This is a genomic window from Jeotgalibacillus proteolyticus, from assembly GCF_050107735.1.
In the GTDB taxonomy this organism is placed as follows: Bacteria; Bacillota; Bacilli; order Bacillales; family Jeotgalibacillaceae; genus Jeotgalibacillus; species Jeotgalibacillus proteolyticus_A.
Window position 1 is genome coordinate 271531 of the sequence record NZ_JBNILO010000004.1, and the last position, 18613, is coordinate 290143.

19 protein-coding genes and 1 riboswitch are annotated in these 18613 nt (G+C 44.6%); of the genes, 6 read left to right on the plus strand and 13 right to left on the minus strand.

What is annotated here, in order from left to right; translation table 11 throughout:
* Positions 1-159 precede the first annotated feature (159 nt).
* Entirely contained in the window at positions 160-483 is a 324-nt protein-coding gene (locus tag ACQCT8_RS08800) for an ArsR/SmtB family transcription factor (RefSeq protein WP_426870209.1), read from the plus strand.
* 77 nt (positions 484-560) lie between these two features.
* Positions 561-1424, plus strand: a complete 864-nt coding sequence (locus ACQCT8_RS08805) for a permease (protein WP_426870211.1) — start codon at positions 561-563, stop codon at positions 1422-1424.
* A gap of 777 nt (positions 1425-2201) precedes the next feature.
* On the opposite strand, the gene ACQCT8_RS08810 is transcribed toward ACQCT8_RS08805, so the two are convergent.
* The 7 genes from ACQCT8_RS08810 to ACQCT8_RS08840 all read right to left on the minus strand — a co-directional run bounded on the left by ACQCT8_RS08810 (position 2202) and on the right by ACQCT8_RS08840 (position 7341).
* Complete coding sequence (locus ACQCT8_RS08810) at positions 2202-2489, minus strand: HesB-like (seleno)protein (RefSeq protein ID WP_426870213.1); 288 nt, start codon at positions 2487-2489, stop codon at positions 2202-2204.
* Positions 2490-2503: 14 nt separating this feature from the next.
* Positions 2504-2932: a protein-tyrosine phosphatase family protein gene (locus tag ACQCT8_RS08815; RefSeq protein WP_426870215.1), complete on the minus strand. Its 429-nt coding sequence runs from the start codon at positions 2930-2932 to the stop codon at positions 2504-2506.
* Positions 2933-2972: 40 nt separating this feature from the next.
* On the minus strand, positions 2973-4691 hold the full coding sequence (gene arsA / locus ACQCT8_RS08820; RefSeq protein ID WP_426870217.1) for an arsenical pump-driving ATPase: 1719 nt from the start codon (positions 4689-4691) through the stop codon (positions 2973-2975).
* 49 nt (positions 4692-4740) lie between these two features.
* Positions 4741-5100, minus strand: coding sequence for an arsenite efflux transporter metallochaperone ArsD (gene arsD, locus ACQCT8_RS08825; RefSeq protein ID WP_426870219.1), 360 nt, complete (start codon positions 5098-5100; stop codon positions 4741-4743).
* A 111-nt stretch (positions 5101-5211) separates the two neighbouring features.
* Positions 5212-5631 carry an arsenate reductase (thioredoxin) gene (gene arsC / locus ACQCT8_RS08830; RefSeq protein ID WP_426870221.1) on the minus strand — a complete coding sequence of 140 codons (420 nt, stop codon included), beginning with the start codon at positions 5629-5631 and terminating at the stop codon, positions 5212-5214.
* 47 nt (positions 5632-5678) lie between these two features.
* The gene (locus ACQCT8_RS08835) at positions 5679-6977 is read right to left on the minus strand and encodes an arsenic transporter (RefSeq protein ID WP_426870223.1); all 1299 of its coding nucleotides are present in this window, start codon (positions 6975-6977) and stop codon (positions 5679-5681) included.
* 19 nt (positions 6978-6996) lie between these two features.
* A complete protein-coding gene (locus tag ACQCT8_RS08840) occupies positions 6997-7341 on the minus strand; it encodes an ArsR/SmtB family transcription factor (protein ID WP_426870321.1) in 345 nt (114 codons plus the stop codon).
* A gap of 186 nt (positions 7342-7527) precedes the next feature.
* Between ACQCT8_RS08840 and proC the strand changes: the two genes are divergently transcribed.
* Complete coding sequence (gene proC / locus ACQCT8_RS08845; protein ID WP_426870226.1) at positions 7528-8337, plus strand: pyrroline-5-carboxylate reductase; 810 nt, start codon at positions 7528-7530, stop codon at positions 8335-8337.
* A 107-nt stretch (positions 8338-8444) separates the two neighbouring features.
* Here proC and ACQCT8_RS08850 read toward each other — a convergent pair whose 3' ends face one another.
* Both ACQCT8_RS08850 and ACQCT8_RS08855 read right to left on the minus strand, forming a co-directional pair.
* On the minus strand, positions 8445-9971 hold the full coding sequence (locus tag ACQCT8_RS08850; RefSeq protein ID WP_426870228.1) for an FAD-dependent oxidoreductase: 1527 nt from the start codon (positions 9969-9971) through the stop codon (positions 8445-8447).
* 407 nt (positions 9972-10378) lie between these two features.
* Positions 10379-11935 carry an ABC-F family ATP-binding cassette domain-containing protein gene (locus ACQCT8_RS08855; RefSeq protein WP_426870230.1) on the minus strand — a complete coding sequence of 519 codons (1557 nt, stop codon included), beginning with the start codon at positions 11933-11935 and terminating at the stop codon, positions 10379-10381.
* A 175-nt stretch (positions 11936-12110) separates the two neighbouring features.
* On the opposite strand from ACQCT8_RS08855, the gene ACQCT8_RS08860 reads away from it, so the two are divergent.
* A complete protein-coding gene (locus tag ACQCT8_RS08860; RefSeq protein WP_426870232.1) occupies positions 12111-12683 on the plus strand; it encodes an RNA polymerase sigma factor in 573 nt (190 codons plus the stop codon).
* A 110-nt stretch (positions 12684-12793) separates the two neighbouring features.
* Here ACQCT8_RS08860 and ACQCT8_RS08865 read toward each other — a convergent pair whose 3' ends face one another.
* From ACQCT8_RS08865 to ACQCT8_RS08880, 4 genes are read right to left on the minus strand one after another with little or no spacing between them, the layout of a single operon-like run.
* Positions 12794-13552, minus strand: coding sequence for an energy-coupling factor transporter transmembrane component T family protein (locus ACQCT8_RS08865; RefSeq protein WP_426870234.1), 759 nt, complete (start codon positions 13550-13552; stop codon positions 12794-12796).
* The gene (locus ACQCT8_RS08870) at positions 13533-15206 is read right to left on the minus strand and encodes an ABC transporter ATP-binding protein (RefSeq protein ID WP_426870236.1); all 1674 of its coding nucleotides are present in this window, start codon (positions 15204-15206) and stop codon (positions 13533-13535) included. The genes ACQCT8_RS08865 and ACQCT8_RS08870 overlap by 20 nt, the downstream gene beginning before the upstream one ends.
* Entirely contained in the window at positions 15190-15780 is a 591-nt protein-coding gene (locus ACQCT8_RS08875; protein WP_426870238.1) for an ECF transporter S component, read from the minus strand. The genes ACQCT8_RS08870 and ACQCT8_RS08875 overlap by 17 nt, the downstream gene beginning before the upstream one ends.
* A 1-nt stretch (position 15781) precedes the next feature.
* Positions 15782-16408 carry a YkoF family thiamine/hydroxymethylpyrimidine-binding protein gene (locus ACQCT8_RS08880; protein ID WP_426870240.1) on the minus strand — a complete coding sequence of 209 codons (627 nt, stop codon included), beginning with the start codon at positions 16406-16408 and terminating at the stop codon, positions 15782-15784.
* A gap of 101 nt (positions 16409-16509) precedes the next feature.
* Positions 16510-16617, minus strand: a riboswitch (TPP riboswitch).
* A gap of 153 nt (positions 16618-16770) precedes the next feature.
* Here ACQCT8_RS08880 and ACQCT8_RS08885 point away from each other — a divergent pair.
* Together ACQCT8_RS08885 and ACQCT8_RS08890 are read left to right on the plus strand one after the other, a co-directional pair.
* Positions 16771-17223: a MarR family winged helix-turn-helix transcriptional regulator gene (locus tag ACQCT8_RS08885; protein WP_426870242.1), complete on the plus strand. Its 453-nt coding sequence runs from the start codon at positions 16771-16773 to the stop codon at positions 17221-17223.
* A 7-nt stretch (positions 17224-17230) separates the two neighbouring features.
* Positions 17231-18613 (plus strand): MATE family efflux transporter, encoded by a 1383-nt coding sequence (locus ACQCT8_RS08890; RefSeq protein WP_426870244.1) that lies wholly within the window; start codon positions 17231-17233, stop codon positions 18611-18613.

Here is an 18613-nt window from a genome sequence, read left to right on the forward strand (position 1 = left end):
GATTCTGAGATAGTTACTACATACCCGATCATAAAATAAATAGTCATTATTCACAAAAATCGTATAAAACAAATTTTTTTGATTTATTGTTTGACATTGAACAATTCTGAGAATATGATTAGTATATCAAATATTATTGATTTAGAAGGAGAATCTAAAATGATTAAGGGTAATACATTAAAAGCGGATTCAGATACTTTTAAGCTGTATGAAAAAAAGTTTAAAGCGCTTGCAGATGAAAAAAGGCTGATGATCCTTCATTTAGTTCAGCAGCATGACTCGGTATGTGTATGCGATCTGGGAGATATGATTGATATGCCGCAATCAAAACTCTCTTATCATTTAAAGCAGCTGCTTGATGCTGAATTTGTAACGGTTGAGAAAAAGGGAACGTGGAACTATTATTCGATAAACGATGAGGAGTTAAATGGAGTGCTGTCTGAGCAGCTTTGCTGTTTATTCCGTAACGAAGATAGATGCTAAGCATTTATCTGACTTATTTATCAATTTTTTTTGATCTATAAATCAATTTTTTTTGATTAAAAAAAGGAGGGAACGCTTTGGAAACCTTGAAGTCATTTTTTTGGATTGCACTAGAGTTAACCGTATTGTTTATTTTGATCACATTTCTTATTCAATTTTTACAAGCTTGGATTCCTTATTCCAAAATTGAAACAAGTCTGCGCAGGGGAAAGAAAATAAAAGGAGCGATGCTGGCAGTTGCATTTGCATTTGTTACTCCATTTTGTTCATGTTCAACGATTCCGGTAGTGGTAAATATGCTGAAAAACAAAGTGCCTTTTGGACTGACAATGATTTTTTTATTTGCTTCACCTCTATTAGATCCAACCATTTTAACTGTGATGGGGGTTATCTTAGGATGGGAGGTTACCGCAGTTTATGCAGCGGTAACAACGGTGTTTTCTATATCAATCGGATTTGCGCTGGAAAAATTTAAATTTGACCGGTTTGTAAAGAAGGTGGTTATGGAGGGCTATAAACCCCAAGAGCAGGGGAAGTGGGATGTTAAGGGATCTGTACGTGAAACAAAAAAGGTCATGAAAACGGTATTTCCATTTTTATTAATAGGAGCTGGGATTGGGGCGGGCATACATGGACTCGTTCCAACAGAGCTGATTGCGACTCATTTAGGACACGATGCCTGGTGGTTAATTCCTGTTGCCGCTCTTATAGGAATCCCCCTTTATATAAGATTATCAAGCATGATACCTATTTCTCAAGTTTTGTTGGCAAAAGGAATGGCTCTTGGCCCCATTATGGCGCTGATGATCAGTTCGGCAGGTGCGAGTCTTCCTGAGGTGGTTTTATTGAAATCGATTTTTAAAATACAGCTGGTAGCAATTTTTATTGCATCTGTTTTAACGATGTCTACAGTTTCAGGATTTATATTTTATGTCATTTAAACGAAAGGAGTGAGCTGCATTGATAAAAAAATTACTTGCTTTATTTAAACCGTCTAAAAAAGAAGATTGCTGTCAGGTGAAGATTGTGGAGAAAAAAGAGGATAGAAAATAAAAAATGGAAGGCGCTTAGCGAGCGCCTTCCGCATTTCGTGTGTCGAGCTGCAGCGGGCTGGGGCTCGAGGTCATAAGTCACGGGAATCAAGTGGACAAAGGGCGTCCACCCGCTCCCCGCGTCTTATGCTTGTCGCCCCAAAACGCCCTCTTCCGCATTTCGTGATGTCCAGCTCCAGGCGCTAGCTGCTCGAGGTCATAAGTCACAGCAATCAAGTGGACAAAGGGCGTCCACTCGCTTGCCGCGTCTTATGCTTGTCGCAGCTGGACGAGCGCCTTCCGCATTTCGTGTGTCCAGCTGCAGCGGGCTGGGGCTCGAGGTCACAAGCGCAGCACTGACCAAAGGTAAAGTGCCGCCTTTTGTCAGCACTTCGCTTGTGCTTGTCGCCCCAAAACGCCCGCTTCCGCATTTCGTGATGTCCAGCTTCAGGCGCTAGCTGCTCGAGGTCATAAGTCACAGCAATCAAGTGGACAAAGGGCGTCCACTCGCTTGCCGCGTCTTATGCTTGTCGCAGCTGGGCGAGCGCCTTCCGCATTTCGTGTGTCCAGCTGCAGCGGGCTGGGGCTCGAGGTCATAAGTCACGGGAATCAAGTGGACAAAGGGCGTCCACCCGCTCCCCGCGTCTTATGCTTGTCGCCCCAAAACGCCCGCTTCCGCATTTCGTGTTAACAGCAGTCGCTTTGTGGCAGGCCGGTCATGACGATTCCGCGTCCTTCGGGGGTGTCCTGGACATCGAGTGTGATGTTTTCTGCCAGGATGAGGACTTGGGGATCGATGGCGACGGAGATGCTGTTGATGTTTTGGATAATGTCATTTTCTTCTGGTGTATCGAGTGCAAGTCCGAGTTGAGGGGCGCCGCAGCCCTGCCCTGCAAAGTAAACACGGACGTTTTCTGCTTCGTGCTGTTGGAATAGCTGTTGGAATGCCTCACGTGCTGTATCGGTGATGATCATCTAAAATCGCTCCTTTATGCTTTAGTTGGGTAGAGACGTTTTAGCACGTCAATCATTTCAGGTTTGGGAGATATGACAGAGCGAATCTCCTTTGCTTTTTCCACTGCTTCATCTACAGTGGATGCTTTTTTATATTCTAACAGTAAGGCAGCAGCAAGTGTACCGGTTCGGTTTTTCCCGCCGCTGCAGTGAAAATAGACTTTTTTCTGTTGATCGACTGCTTCTTTTACTTTTTCTACTGCCTGTTTTACCGATTCATCCTGGTGGCTTGCGTCGTCTGTAATCGGCAAGTGCACCCGGTTGGCAGGAGTGTTGGTTTCTTGATTTTCAGAACGAAGGTCAAAGATAATGTCAATTTGTTCATTTGTATTTGCTTCCACTGCGTCATCTGCCCCGCCAATCCAAATGTGCTGATCAATAAGCGGCTGGTAGTTTTTTGTCATTGATAAATTCCTCTCTTTTTAAAAATAGAATGGTATTGCGTTAAGCGTGCCATGGAATCAGAACGGTTTCTTTGGCAAATTTCCGGTGCACGGTGTCGATCCATTTCACTTCTTCATTGGCTCTGTTCGCGAGTACTGGTTCTCTGGAATCGGCTGCGAAAAGGGACTGGTTAATCAGCCACCATGAAGAAGTAATTCCGGCTCTTTTCAGATCTTCCTGCAGTCGGGAAGCTTCAAGAACAGGTGTGGCTTCTGCTAATGTCACAATTGCGATGCTTGTTTGAAGCGGATCGCGTAAGGTAGGAAGAAGCTGTTTAATACTGTCAGGTGTTTTTTGGCCGGTCATTCGCTCGACTTCTTTATGATAGGACTGCGCCGCATCCAATAGGAGAAGGGTATGCCCTGTAGGTGCTGTATCAATGACGACAAATTCATGCTCCGATTGCGCAACAATGGAAGCAAAGGCTTGAAAGACCGCGATTTCCTCTGTACAAGGTGAGCGCAGGTCTTCTTCTAGGTACTCACGCTCAGAATCAGAAAGAGAAGCAGCTTCGGTCAAAACCTGATGGGTGTATCGTTCAACTTCTTTTTTAGGGTTAATGCTGCTGACATGTAAACGGGAGGATTTTGTCACCATCCCAGATAGGTGATCAGCCGGATCAGTGGTAGTAAGGTGCACAGAGTGACCTTTATCAGAGAGTTTGGCTGCAATGGTCGAAGCCATTGATGTTTTGCCAACTCCGCCTTTTCCCATGGTCATGATGACACGCTGGCCATTTAAAATGAGAGAATCAACATAATCATCAATCGATTGAACGGCTGCCCGTAAAGATGGTTTATCATTCTGAAGGGCCTGTTCTTCATGCTGCAATGAAAACCACGACCGCAGCGATTGGATACCGGTCAATGAATGGGATACAAAAGGGAGCATGGAAATAGACGAAAATGAAGCCTCGTCAATCCTGCCTACGGCTTCCTGCTGCCGATTATAAAAAGCGTTTGCTACAGCATCATCTGTCTTAAGCCCTTCCAGCCAGCCATTCATAATCAGATGCTGATTTTTCATACCAATTTCAAGCAACTCATCTGCTGCCCGTTTTGCTTCAGCAATAGCGGAAGGTTCCGGCCGTGTAACAAGCATAAGCTTCGTTTTTTCAGAATCAGATAATGCCTGCATACTCTCGCTGTATGAATCTTTCTTTTCCTGCAAGCCTGATAATGGCCCGAGACAGGAAGCTCCGTGAGTACTTGAAGTTAAAAAGGAGCTCCATGCAGTCGGAAGCTGCAGCAGGCGGAGTGTATGACCGGTTGGAGCAGTATCAAATACGATATGATCATAATGGGAAGTAACCTCAGCATCTACAAGCAGTGCTGTAAATTCATCAAAAGCAGCAATTTCAACTGTACATGCACCGGATAATTGCTCTTCCATGGAGGCTACTGCATCGTCAGGCAATACTCCCCTGTAAGGGCCGACCATCTTTTCACGGTACATTCTGGCAGCTTCCTCCGGGTCAATATTGCAAGCATATAACCCCTCAACAGCTGGCACAGCCTGTGGATCGCGCTGTACATTAAATTCGAGTACATCCTGCAGATTAGAAGCCGGGTCAGTACTGACTAATAGAACGTTCTTTCCCTGATCAGCAAGTGAAATGGCGGTGGCACAAGCTGTAGATGTTTTTCCAACCCCGCCTTTTCCTGTAAAAAATAAAAAGGGGGTTAATGCTTCAGACGAAGGACTAAATCGTGCAAACATACTAATGGCACCTCCCGTAGTACTTTAAAATTCGCTGTTAACTATTAGACTAAATGGATTTCAGATCAATTTTAAGTTTTGGTTTTTTGATTTCAAGCTGCTTAGGATCAATGGAAAAATGGTTGGCAAGCTCCTGGTTTGCTGGATAGTGTCCAGTAGTTTCCAGCTGGCCGTTAATGAAAACAAACGGAAGAGCGTCTGCGCCTTTTGTCTGCAGGAGTTCTTTCACTTGTTCGTTTTGAACAAAATGGGCTGGATCGTTAGCCAGATTATATCTTTTTACATCTACTCCTTCAGCCTCCAGTTTGTGGAGTGCTGAGGCGATTCGGGTAAGTTCCGGATCGACTGAGGGGCCGCACACACCCGTACTGCAGCACATGGCAGGATCAAAAATAGTAATGGATGACATAAAATAACCTCCTTTTAGTGGAATAGCCAGGTCACGTGGAACGATAGTTCGTTTCAGTGATCTGGCTATGTAGAATGGATTCGTTAAGTTAATGTAGGCTTGTTCTACTTGTTATTTTCCAGTTTCAGCAAATTGCTTAATGCGAGCGCCGATTTGATCACGAACATCCTGGAATACTTTCCATTTTTCTTCTTCCGTTCCTTCTGCTTTGGCAGGGTCATCAAAGCCCCAATGCTCGCGCTTAACATGAGGCGGCGTCATTGGACAATGATCAGCCGCATGGCCGCATAGAGTAACAACGAAATCAGCATTATTCAAAATGTCAGGGTCAATCGTGTCTGAAGTCTGGCTGGAAATATCGATTCCAACCTCATTCATTGCTTTTACAGCATTTGGATTCAGCCCATGCGCTTCAAGGCCTGCGCTCAGCACATTCCATTCATCGCTTAAATACTCTTTTCCAAATCCTTCAGCCATTTGGCTTCTGCATGAATTTCCTGTACATAGAAAGTAAAGTGTCTTTTTTGTCATGATAAACGCTCCTTTAATGTTTAAATGTAGGTAAACTTAGCTGGTTTTTAGAGAAGAATAATCAGCCATAAATAAAGGCCGGCTAAGGTGATCAGCAGAGTAGGGATGGTTAAAATAATTCCGATCTTAAAATAGTATCCCCAACTGATCGTAAAGCCTTTCTTGCTTAAAACATGCAGCCATAATAGTGTGGCCAGAGAGCCGATAGGAGTGATCTTCGGACCCAGGTCGGAGCCGATTACATTTGCATAGATAAGGGCTTCACGTACAGCACCGGTTGTATTGGTTTCCTGGATCGCGAGCGCATCAATCATCACGGTAGGCATGTTATTCATAACCGATGACAGAATGGCCGCGATAAAGCCCATGGACATCGTAGCGGCAAATAGTCCCTGGTCAGCAGCGGTTTGAATAACATCAGCTAATAAGCTTGTTAAGCCGACATTGCTCAGTCCGAAAACAACCACATACATTCCAATAGAGAAAAAAACAATGGCCCACGGTGCATCTTTCACAACCGTTTTAGTATTCACAGCGGGGCTGCGGCGGGCAATCAGAAGAAAGACAATGGCAATCGTTCCTGCTACGAAAGAGACTGGAATGCCGATAAACTCGCTCGCAAAATAGCCAACTAGCAGGACAGCGAGAACCACCCATGATAATCGAAACATCCTTGCATCTTTCACCGCATCCACCGGTTTTCTCAACTGGCTCATATCGTAATTTTCAGGAATGCTTTTGCGGAAAAACAGCCAGAGTACCAGCAGGCTGGCGCCAATTGAAAAGAAGTTAGGAATAATCATGCGGCTTGCATATTCCGCAAACCCAATTCCAAATACATCAGCAGAAACGATATTTACCAGGTTACTGACGACTAATGGAAGAGAAGCGGTATCGGCAATAAAACCGCTCGCCATAATAAACGGAAGAATCATCGCTTCTTTAAAATTAAGATTTCGCACCATCGCAAGTACAATCGGCGTTAAAATCAGTGCTGCTCCATCGTTTGCGAAAAATGCTGCAACCAACGCACCGAGAAGGGTGACATATACAAACATTTTGATCCCGCTTCCGTTTGCAAAACGAGCCATGTGAAGAGCGGACCATTCAAAAAATCCGATTTCGTCTAAAATCAAAGAAATAATAATTAAGGCAACAAATGTTAAGGTCGCGTTCCATACAATGGAGGTTACTTCCACTACGTCCTGAGTAGAAACAACGCCAAGCATCAGCGCAATCAATGCACCTCCGCAGGCAGACCAGCCGATGCCCAGGCCCTTTGGCTGCCAGATAACGAGCGTTAAAGTGAGTAAAAATATAATGACAGCTAAAATGACTTCCAACACGCGCTACAACTCCTTTGGGTTAATCGCAGGAAATTCTTTTCCCATTTTGAATCAATTCTTCGAGATGATGATCCTGAACAGGGAGAAGATGCAGAACGCTTTTTACCATTTCATATCCTTCGAAGTCTTCATTTAGAGAAAACATAATCCATTGCCCGCGCCGTTTTTCTTTAATCATGCCAATGTCCTTCATTTTTCGGACATGCTGGCTGATGGATGGCTGACTCATGTTAAAGATCTCGACGAATTCGCATACACAGCAATCATGATCTGCTAAAATGCGAAGCATGGTTAGACGTGTTTTATCCCCCATAAGCTTCAAGGCCATCGCTGCTTTATCAATTGTAAGAGCTTCTTTTGCGATCAACTTCCTTCACCTCCGGATATAGTATCTTGATTCCAGTTATCAGTATATAGGCATATGCTTATATGCGCAACTCATTTTATTCTGCTTTACAAAGTCTTTACAAAGAGTATGATTCCCATTCGCATTTTTCCGCTGTTTCTTATATGATTTAAGAAATTATTTTGATCAAGAGAGGGTTGCGTTATGGATAAAAAAATTGGATTTATCGGATGCGGAAAGATGGCACAAGCAATGATTGCCGGAATGGTCCGTTCTGAATTAATTGCACCGGAAAACATTATTGTCAGTTCTAGAACCGTTGAGACGCTTGAACAAGCTGCAATGAAATACGGGGTGCGTCCTGCTGAAACGAATGGGGAAGCAGCACTGGGAGCAGATATTTTATTTCTCGGCATTACACCAGAGCTTCATGCTGCAGTCATTGAAGATATTAAAAAGGATGTTCGTGAAAACACGGTAATCGTCACGATCGCAGCAGGTTTGTCGACAAGGAAAATCACGGAGTTGTTTAATAAAAATGTCAAAGTGGTCAGAAGTATGCCTAATACGCCTTCATTAGCAGGTGCAGGGATGAGTGCGCTGTGTGCAAATGAATGGGTCACGAACGGGGAACTTGATGCTGTAATTGATCTTTTTCAGTCATTTGGACAAGTTGAAGTGATCTCAGAAGCGCTTATGGATGCCATTCCAGCGATAAGCGGATCTTCTCCTGCTTATGTTTATATGATGATTGAGGCGATGGCTGACGGCGGGGTGAAACAAGGACTGAAACGTGATCAAGCCTACCGTCTAGCAGCACAGGCAGTGTATGGAGCAGCCAGAATGGTTCTTGATACAGAGCTTCATCCAGGCGTCCTAAAGGATCAGGTATGTTCACCGGGAGGCGCAACGATAGAAGCAGTCTCTGCACTTGAAAAAGAGGGCTTTCGAAGCGCGATTTTACATGCAATGGAAAGCTGCACCAACAAAGTTAAGGACCTCGGGAAAGAGTGAAAAATGAAAATGACTGCTCTATAAACCAGCTTTTGAAGTGGTTTTTAGAACAGTCTTTTTTGTTTAGGGAACAAACTTCATGAAAAGCTATTCAAACAATGAGTCAATTAGTTGGATTCGTCTGTTTTAATCACTTTTAATGGTTTAAGAGCAGGTCCATTCAGCACTTCTCCATCAACTGCGAATCTTGAGCCGTGGCAAGGGCAGTCCCATGAATTTTCACTGTCATTCCACTTACACTCACAACCCAAATGAGTACAAGTAGGATCAACTGCGTACACTTTTCCATGTTCATCTCGGTAGGCACCGATTGTTTTTCCGTTCCATTTGACAGCGCCGCCTTTTCCTTCTCCAAGCTGATTAAGGTCAATAGATGGAGATTCCAGCTTCCCTTTGACGAACTGTACAGCAGTATCTGTATTTAAAGTAGCAGCTTGTTTAACGGAAGGGTCGGCTTTAAAGCGGTTTGGATCGTATAAATCAGCGGATGGATTAGGTACGCCAAGAATTCGTTCACTAAGTATGTGAGCGGCCATCGTTCCCTGGGTCATTCCCCATTTTCGATAACCCGTGGCAACAAGAACACGCGGGTGTCGATTGGTGAGAGGACCAATATAAGGAAGCTTATCTAATGTGATGTTGTCCTGAGCAGACCATTCATACGTAAAATCAACCGGACCGATCTGAGCATGGGTAAATTCTTTTAAGTTTTGTGCGTGCTGCTCATGCTGACCTCCCTGGCCGGATTTATGTCCATCTCCTCCGATCATGATGCCGCGCGACCCATCATGCTGATAAAAGCGGATGGAGCGGGAAGGGGAGTCAAGGGAAAGATACATGCCGCCCGGGTCTTCACCCTCCCATTTACCGGAAACAATATAGGAGCGTTCTACTTCAAGGCGGGCAAAATAAAGACCGGCTCCGTCCCAAAACGGGTAGCTTGTAGCAATGACCACATGCTGGCAGGAAAGAGCATGTCCGCTTTCCATCGTTACTTGAAGGTCATCGCCTTCTTTAATGTCCACTGCTTTTGTCTGTTCATGAATTTGCCCGCCCATGGCCACGATCTCCTTCGCCATATGAGCAAGGTAGCGGATCGGGTGAAACTGAGCCTGGTCCGGCATGATTAAAGCGCCCTTGCAAGGAATATCAAACGGAAGAGTGGAAGCAGTGCGGAAAGGAATGTCCAGCTCTTCATACGCTTTTTGTTCCTTTAAAAGCTGCTTTAAGGATTCATTTGAAGTCGCATAAATCCAGGAATCATGATCCTCAAAATCGCAGTCCCAGTTTTTCTGCTTGACGATTTGTCTCATCCAATGTAAGGCCTGCTGATTTTGGTCGAAAAATTGTCTTGCTCCTTCTCTGCCAAAATGCTGCAAAAGCTCATCATAAATGGCACCGTGCTGAGAAGTAATTTTTGCTGTCGTATAGCGGGTCGTTCCAGACAGGAGTTCGCTTGCTTCCACCAATGTGACCCTAAGTCCTTTTTGACAGAGAAGATATGCCGTTGTGAGGCCTGTAATGCCTCCGCCCACTACCACTACATCGGTTTGTCTGCTTTCATTGAGTACGGGAAAGTCAGGGACTTCCGCCGAGTCGCGCCAATACGCTTCACGCTCATGATTTGTGTTCATCGAAAAACAACCTTTCTTCGTTTAGTCATATACTAGTATGGTTAATTTTTGAAGTTCTATCATTCCATACCCCAGTATTCCCGTATTACACGTTTTACTGACACAGGAATGAAGAAAAAAACACATCGCATCATTCCTTTCTCTTTGTTTAGAAAGGCAGGCCGATTTCTTTAAGCAGGTAGTGTTTTCCCAGGAACAGCTAAAAGAGATTGGAACATAACTGAAAAAGACTCTGGATTGCAGTATAAAGGGGAGGCGGAAGGTGGGGACTGCTGAAGATTAATTGCTTGGCAAAACTGCAGCAAACCTTGGGGCGGGCTGAACGCCTTCTTTTAGGATAACGTCTGCCTGAAGCGCAGTGAACCGTTCAAAAAGCCTGAGACAAATTTGTCCCAGGCTCTTGTTTACTAATTATTTTCGTGTGCTGCCCATTCTTCAACGTTCCAGGTAGTGGTTGCCCAATCTTCATAAAAATCTGGTTCATGGCAGACAAGCACGATGGTTCCTTTGTATTCTTTTAAGGCGCGCTTTAGTTCTTCTTTTGCTGTAACGTCAAGGTGATTGGTCGGCTCATCAAAAAGCAGCCAGTTGCTTTCGTGCATCATCAGCTTGCATAGGCGGACTTTTGCTTGTTCACCACCGCTGAGCTGACTCATTTGTCGTGAAATATGCTCGTTTTTAAGACCGCATCTTGCAAGTGCAGCCCGCACCTGGTTTTGCTCCATGGAAGGAAACTCGGACCACACATCCTCAATCGGTGTAATCGCTTTTGCTTTCAGCTCCTGCTCAAAGTAGGAAGGGAAAAGAAAATCACCATGAATGACTTTACCTCCAAGCGGATTGATTTTACCCATTATGGTTTTTAAGAGAGTGGATTTCCCTACGCCGTTTGCACCAACGACAGCTATTTTTTCTCCCCGTTCAATAGTCAAATCAATTTTTGGCATAAGCGGACGGTCATAGCCGATTTCAAGGTTCTCTGCCTCAATAACATAACGGCTGCTTCCTCGAGCTTCTTTAAAATCAAAGGTAGGCTTTGCCGCTGTTTCGGGACGATCAATCCGTTCGATGCGATCCAGCTGCTTCTGACGGCTTTTTGCCCGGCCTGTCGTTGAGTAGCGTGCCTTGTTCTTTGCAATAAAGCTTTCTTGTTTCTTAATAAATTCCTGCTGCTTTTCATAGGCGTTGATATGCTGATTTTTATTCAGCTCTGCCAGCTCAAGAAACTTTTCATATGTGGCTGTATACCGGTTCATTTTTGTAAATTCAAGGTGAAGAATAATGTCTACGACACCATTCATAAAGGAAGTATCATGTGAAATTAATAGAAATGCATGCGGATAATCCTTTAAGTACATGGAAAGCCAGTGAATGTGTTCGACATCCAGGTAGTTGGTCGGCTCATCCAAAAGAAGCACTTTTGGCTTTTCAAGCAATAGCTTTGCCAGCAGAACCTTGGTGCGCTGTCCGCCGCTCAGTGCAGCTACATCCCGGTCGAGACCGATAGCATCAAGTCCCAGTCCTCTTGCCACTTCTTCAATTTTAATATCCAGTGTATAAAAATCACCAGCATCCAGCGCATCCTGGATCTCAGCCATGTCTTCTAAAAGCTGTTCAAGCTCTTCAGGAGAGGCATCAGCCATCTTTGCTGTAATCTCATTTAACTCTTCTTCTTTTTTAAATAAAGGCAGAAAAGCGTCGCGAAGTGTATCCCGCATGGTTCTGCCGGGGGTTAATCGGGTGTGCTGATCCAGGTAGCCATAGTGAGTGCCCGGCAGCCACTCAACCTTGCCTTCATCGTGAATCAGTTCTCCAGTCAAAATGCTCATCAGAGTTGATTTTCCAACGCCGTTCGCACCGACAAGTCCCATATGTTCACCATCTAAAAGGCGAAAGGAAACATCTTTGAACAGGGTCCTGTCGCCAAAGGTGTGCCCTACTTTTACTACATTTAACAAACTCATTTTTAATCCATTCCTCCGAACTATCATAATCTCTTTACATCATACGGTATTTTTCGTGTTCATCCTAGTATATTCATTCGGAAGATAAGGAACTTTTACACAATCTTTCAGTAAGGGTTTTCATTTAGTTTTCACGGGGAATATGACTTATAGTTCAGAAGCCTGATAAGGAGGCATGGAGAATTTGACGGTTGAGCATGATATTGATTTATATGATCGTATGGTGAGAGGGGACCAGAAAGCATTTGAAAAGCTTTACACCAAGTACGAAAAATTAGTTTATTCCTTTGCGTACCGCATAACGCAAAATCATTCGGCAGCAGAAGAGGTAGTACAGGAGGTTTTCCTGAGACTCTGGAAAAAACATGCTGAATACCTTGAAGGAAAAGGGAAATTTTCATCATGGCTATTAACCATTACCCGAAATTCCTCTATGGATCTTCTTTCCAGACAGTCAAAGCATCAGTATGCTGAATTTGAGGAAAGAAATTCATCTGCAGACACCGCACCTCCTCCTGAAGAGGCAATGGAAAAGAAAGAACAAACCACAACCTTGCATACAGCCATCGCACAATTAAACGTGGAGCAGCAGGCTGTGATTCGATTATGTTACTTAAATGGGATGTCACATGAGAAAATATCCTCCGATACAGGAGTGCCGCTCGGAACCGTTAAGAGCCGGATCCGCCTCGCACTTAAACACCTGAAATCCTCTCAAACCCTGCAGCGTGATTATCATTTTACATAAGAGGGCTGGGCAATAAGAAAGGTAAAAGCCATAGAGAATTGAGATCGCCTCGGCACGTCCTCTTCTCCAAGGTATGTTCTACCTTATTGCCCAAAAATACTATAACTTCCTTATTGAAGAATGGAAGAAACGGTAAAAGAGAGTAAAAACAATCCGGCAAGAAGGGCAGCAAAAACCGCGTCCCGCTTTCGAAGAGGGATCTCCCGGTACCAGTGGGTTCGCGGCTCGCCTGTAAATCCCCTTGATTCCATCGCAATAGCTGTCCGTTCTGCTTTACGGATAGCGCTTGCTAAAAGAGGAATGACAAAACTCTTCCATTGAGAAACCCGTTCCTTTACCGTTTGCGGCCTGCCAACGCCCCGTATTTGCTGAGCCCGCTGCATAATTTGAAATTCTTCCCTGATTAAAGGAAGAAACTGATAGCCAGCCATGATCCCGTAGGCCAGACGGGAAGGTACTTTTAATTGCTGCATTAAGCTAAGCATAAATAAAACAGGCTTGGTTGTGAGAACAAAGAGTAAAGACAAAGCTGAAAAAACAATTACCCTCATCCCAAGGCCCGCACTTCTCATAAGAGACTCCTCTGTTAAAATCAACCATCCCCATTTAAAAAGAACCTGTTCTTCTACTAAAAGGGCTTCGTTTGGAAAAAGCATCGCGGTCCACACATAACCGATGGCCATAAAGAAAAAGGGAGCGGTGAGGAGAGCCCAGGTTTTCTTGGAGATTGTTGAAAGTGAAAAGGTAATTACGATCAGGCCAATCCAGAAAACAAGATAAAGGACAGGATCTAGAAATAAGGCAAGAGCAATAATCGCTGCTAAAATTACAAGAAGTTTAACAGAAGGATTAATGGTATGAAGCCACATACTTATAACCTCCCAGCGCCTGACGTAATGCAACGGAAGGGGGAAGAGTAAGACCGTGCTGATTAAGGATGTCTTCTCCAAGCCCCCAAAGCTGCTCCGGAGGTCCCTCGAATTGAACTCTCCCTTTTGACAACAGGAGCGTACGGTCGCAAATAGACTGAATCAGCTCCATATCATGTGTCACAAGCACTGTCGTCTTCCCTTGTTTTTTTCTTTCCAGCAGCATATTAGTAAGATTTTTCAAAGAACCTGCATCCTGTCCGTAAGTAGGTTCATCCAGCACTAGAATGTCCTGGTCATCAATGGTCATACTCGCCACACTCAGTCTTCTTTTTTGTCCCTGACTGAGAGAAAGAGGGTGGCGGTCCTGAAAACCGTCCAAGCGAATTGCTTTCAGGATGTCAAGCGTCCGTTCCTGAATCTGTTGAGCAGGGAGCTTTTGAATTTTTAATCCGAAGCCCAGGTCATCTTCAACAGTATGCTCGACAAATTGATGCTCGGGATTTTGAAATACATAGCCGATCCTGCGCCGCATTTCCTGAAGTGAATATGTGCGCACAGATTTGCCGTTAAGAAGAAGATCACCGCTTGTAGGAGAATAGAGACCTGCGAGTAAAAGGGCCAGTGTGCTTTTTCCTGCGCCATTATGGCCGCAAAAGGCGATCGTTTCTCCTTCTAAGAGAGTAAAGTTAATTTTCTCTAAAATAGCTTGATTTCCCGCGCGGAATGAACTATTTCTAAGCTCCATTAAAGCTGAACCAAACTCCTTTTTTGGGTGTCCCGTGTTCAATAGGTCACCCAGCTGTGATCGCTCAGAAATGGAAAGCTGCTTCACCCATTGATCTTTAAGTACATAGAGCTGGTTATTTCCCTTTTGCAGTGTGATATGAAGAGGAAGTGAGACGGTTAGCGCTTCAAAGCTTGATAGATGCGCGCTTAACGCTTCTTCAAGCGGCATGTCTAAACCGATTGTTCCACTTTCATCCAGTAAAAGAACCCGGTTAATCCAGTCAGTCCATCCATTTAAATCATGATCGATGATGATCAAGGTTAAGCTAAGTTTCTCTTTAAGCTGAGCCAGCGTTTCGATTAATTCTTTTCTTGAGAGTGGGTCGATGTTGGCAAATGGTTCATCCAGCAGCAGGACCTCGGTTCTCATGGCAAGAAGGCAGGCTAGAGCAACGCGCTGCTTCTGACCGCCGGATAAACGTTGAATGGTCCGTTTTTCAAACCCCTCAAGACCTGTTTGTGATAAGGAATCATGGATCCGTTCTCTCATTTCCTTACGCGGAAGATGGAGATTCTCCAATCCAAAAGCAATCTCTTCTTCAACTGTGGTCATGCAAAATTGACTTTCAGGATCCTGAAACATGACACCGATCCTCTTTGAAATTTCTCCATTTTTCCATTTTTCAGATGAGGTGCCAAACCAATCAATTTCTCCTTCCAGAACACCGCTGCCATTAGAAGGCAGGATGCCATTCATCAGCATGGTAATCGTGCTTTTTCCAGCACCGCTCGGACCGGCGAGTAAAAGAGTGTCTCCCTTAAAAATCGAGAATGATAAATGGGAAAGAACGGGGGCGAGTTCTTCCGCATGTCTGTAAGTAATATTTTTAAATTCAATGATAGGTTCGTTAGGAAGCTTTGCCATAAGAACCCTTCTTTTTATCCCGAGCGATGGCATAGCTGTTTAATACACCCGTTTGATATAAGCCATCTGACAGCCATTTTCCTAACAGCCCAGCGAGGATCGCACCGCTTGCAAGACGAAGAGCAAGCATTAGCGTCACATAGCCGGGATCAAGAGCACCGTATCCAGAGATAAAATAGCCCCAGATAAAGCTTGTGACAGCAGAGCCCATTCCGGCGAGCATTAACACCCATAACCCCCAGCGCTTGTAGCGTGTTGCAGCAAACACCGCCTCAGCCCCAGCGCCTTGAATCATAGCAGAGACAATTAACATTGGCCCAACAGCATTACCGATTAACACTTCGATTACACCTGCAATGGTTTCTGATAAAAAAGCGGCTCCGGGCTTACGTAAAATATAGGCGGCGATAATGGAAACAATAAACCAAATGCCAAAAATAAATTCATATCCGATCGGCCCCATCATGCCAACCATTACATTTCCCACCTGGAAAAATGCCAGGTAAACGACGGCAAAGACAACAGCCAGTACAGATAACACAATGATTTCAGATAATCTCCATTTAGCGGTCAATTTACTTTTCCTCCTGGTGGGACGGGCTGTTAATACTCATATTTACCGTCATCACAATATGCGAGCTTTTACTTTGCTGCGCATTTGCGAACACTTCCTCCAATGTGGCAAATACATTGTGTATATCCCCGTGGAGCCCGCTGGCGTAATGAACGCCTTTTTTCAGCGTACCGTGTTTTTCTGCCACTGCCACCTGATCCATAATCGTTTTCATATAATCCGGATCGCCCATAGGATAAAGTGCAAATTGGGAGGATACATATTGCGAAAGATCCTTCACGTCCGGTTCGTTTAAACGGATATCGTCTTCTGTCATGTAGGCGTCGCCTTCTGTATCGCCGGGGCAGCCGATTGAAAACGTAGCATTAAGCGCCACATGCGCACCTGTTTTTGCAGTATGAAGAACCATTGCTTTTACCACATCAAAAACATGGATTTCCCGGCCGCGGACACAGGTGCTGACATCATCAGTGAAGCGCCAGATTTTAGAGGTGTCTGCTTGTTCTATGGCTCCTTTCAGCAGTGATACAAATTGATCGTCCATAGGATGAAGAGAGAAGCGGCAGCCTGCTATTTGGCTCGTGCCGCAAGAAGCTCCGGCTGATAAAGATGTTGATTGGTTTGTCATCATATTTTCCTCCTGTACTCGTTTTGGCAACACAAAAAGCTGCATTCCCGAAAAAGGAAATGCAGCTTCGTCATCATCAATTGAGTAGTTGGTTGAATGAGTGATGCGTCACCACACTTCCCCACGCCAGTATTACCTGGATCGGGTATTGAGGGATCGGAACAAAATGTTCTCATCACAGCCCTTTACGAGCACCCCTAGTGTATCGACTTTCATATGCAGTTTGTGTTTGTCCCGTTCATCATAAAGCCTTCTGCCATTCTTGTAAAGATGAATATATTTCGGAACATGGAAGGTTGCATCTGCAACTAAATCGTTTTATAATCAGGGAAGTATTTTAAATAGAGGAATTGAGGAGAGCTATGAGCAGAAAGACCAATCATAAATCTGCAGCACGGATGATATCCACTGTTCATCGTTATGGCTATATGCATTTGAGCAAAATATTTGAACCATATGGTCTTGGCAGGGGACAGGTAAAATTTTTAATGGTGCTGTATGAAGAAAATGAACTGACACAGGAACAAATGGCCAGAGCTTTAAAAATGGACAAAACGACCACTGCGCGGGCTGTGAAAAAGCTGGAGGATGAAGGCTATGTTGTGCGGAACCCCCATGACACCGACCGGCGCTCCCATATTGTGAAGCTGACTCATAAAGCAAAAGAGCTTGAACCGGTCATTCGTTCCATTTTGGAGGATTGGACTAACACATTGACAGCAGATTTTTCAGAAGAAGAAAAAGAGCTGGCACTAAGGCTGCTGAAACGGATGGCAGATAACGCAGTAAAAAAGATTGAAGAAAAAGAGAGGTGACAAAAGGATGAAACAGCAAAGCACACAGCTCGGTACAGAAAGAATACCGAAACTGATGGTCCGTTTTTCCGTCCCTGCCTTTATTGGCATGTTCGTGATGGCATTTTACAATATCGCAGATACCTTTTATATTGCACGGGGGGTTGGCACACTAGCGGTTGCGGCTCTTTCCATCGCATTTCCGCTGCAGCTGATTATTACTGCCTTTGCAGCAGCGATTGGAATCGGGGGAGCGTCCATTATTTCAAGGAGACTTGGAGCAGGAAAATTAGACGAAGCAAATGAAGTATTCGGACATGTGATCTGGCTCGTTGGCCTGCTTAGTGTCCTGATGGTCACACTCGCACTCACATTTTTAGAGCCGATTCTGCTCACTTTTGGCGCGACAGAAGATGTACTTCCTTACGCGAAGCAGTATTTATCGATTATTTTATACGGGTCTCTATTTCAGGCGTTTGCCATGTCAGCCAATAATATTGTCCGTTCAGAAGGAAATGCTAAAGTAGCGATGCTGACGATGATTGTGTCCGCGGGGCTGAATATTATACTCGATCCAATTTTTATTTTCACACTGGATATGGGAATTAGTGGGGCGGCAATCGCAACTGTGATTTCACAAGCCGTAGGGGCGGTTTGGATCTTCTATTACTTTAAAATGGGTAAAAGCTCCCTGTCGTTCAGATGGGTTGGACTTTTTCCGGATTTTAAAGTAGTTAAAGAGATTGTGAGCATTGGATCAGCAACATTTGTCCGTCAGGTTGCGGGCAGTTTGATGTTTATTGCTGTAAACTGGATGCTGGTTATTCATGGCGGCGAAACAGCCGTTGCAATATTTGGTATTATTAACCGGATTATGATGTTTGCCATTATGCCGATGTTTGGAATTGTGCAGGGGATGCAGCCGATTATTGGCTACAATTACGGTGCGCAGCTCTATCATCGGGTAAGTGATACGCTAAAGATAGGAATTTTAGCGGCAAGTGGCATTGCCACCTTTGTATGGGTGATCACCATGATATTCCCGGCAGGCATGATGGCTGTGTTTTCAACGGATGCTGCGGTCGTAGATGGAGGAGAAACGGCCATGCGCTGGATCTTCCTTGTGGCGCCGATTATCGGCTTTCAAATGGTGACAGGCGGATTATACCAGGCACTGGGGAAAGCTAAAATTTCATTTATTCTGTCCATGTCCAGACAGCTTATTTTCCTTATTCCACTGGTGCTTATTCTGCCATCCTTCTTCGGTCTGGTTGGTGTGTGGCTGGCCTTTCCGATTGCAGACGGCCTTGCGTTCCTGCTTTCTCTATTCTTTGTTTGGAGAGACCGTAAGCAGCTGTTTCAAAAGACACCCGCACAGGCTAAGCTTCGCAGGGCAGAAGTAAACGGATAG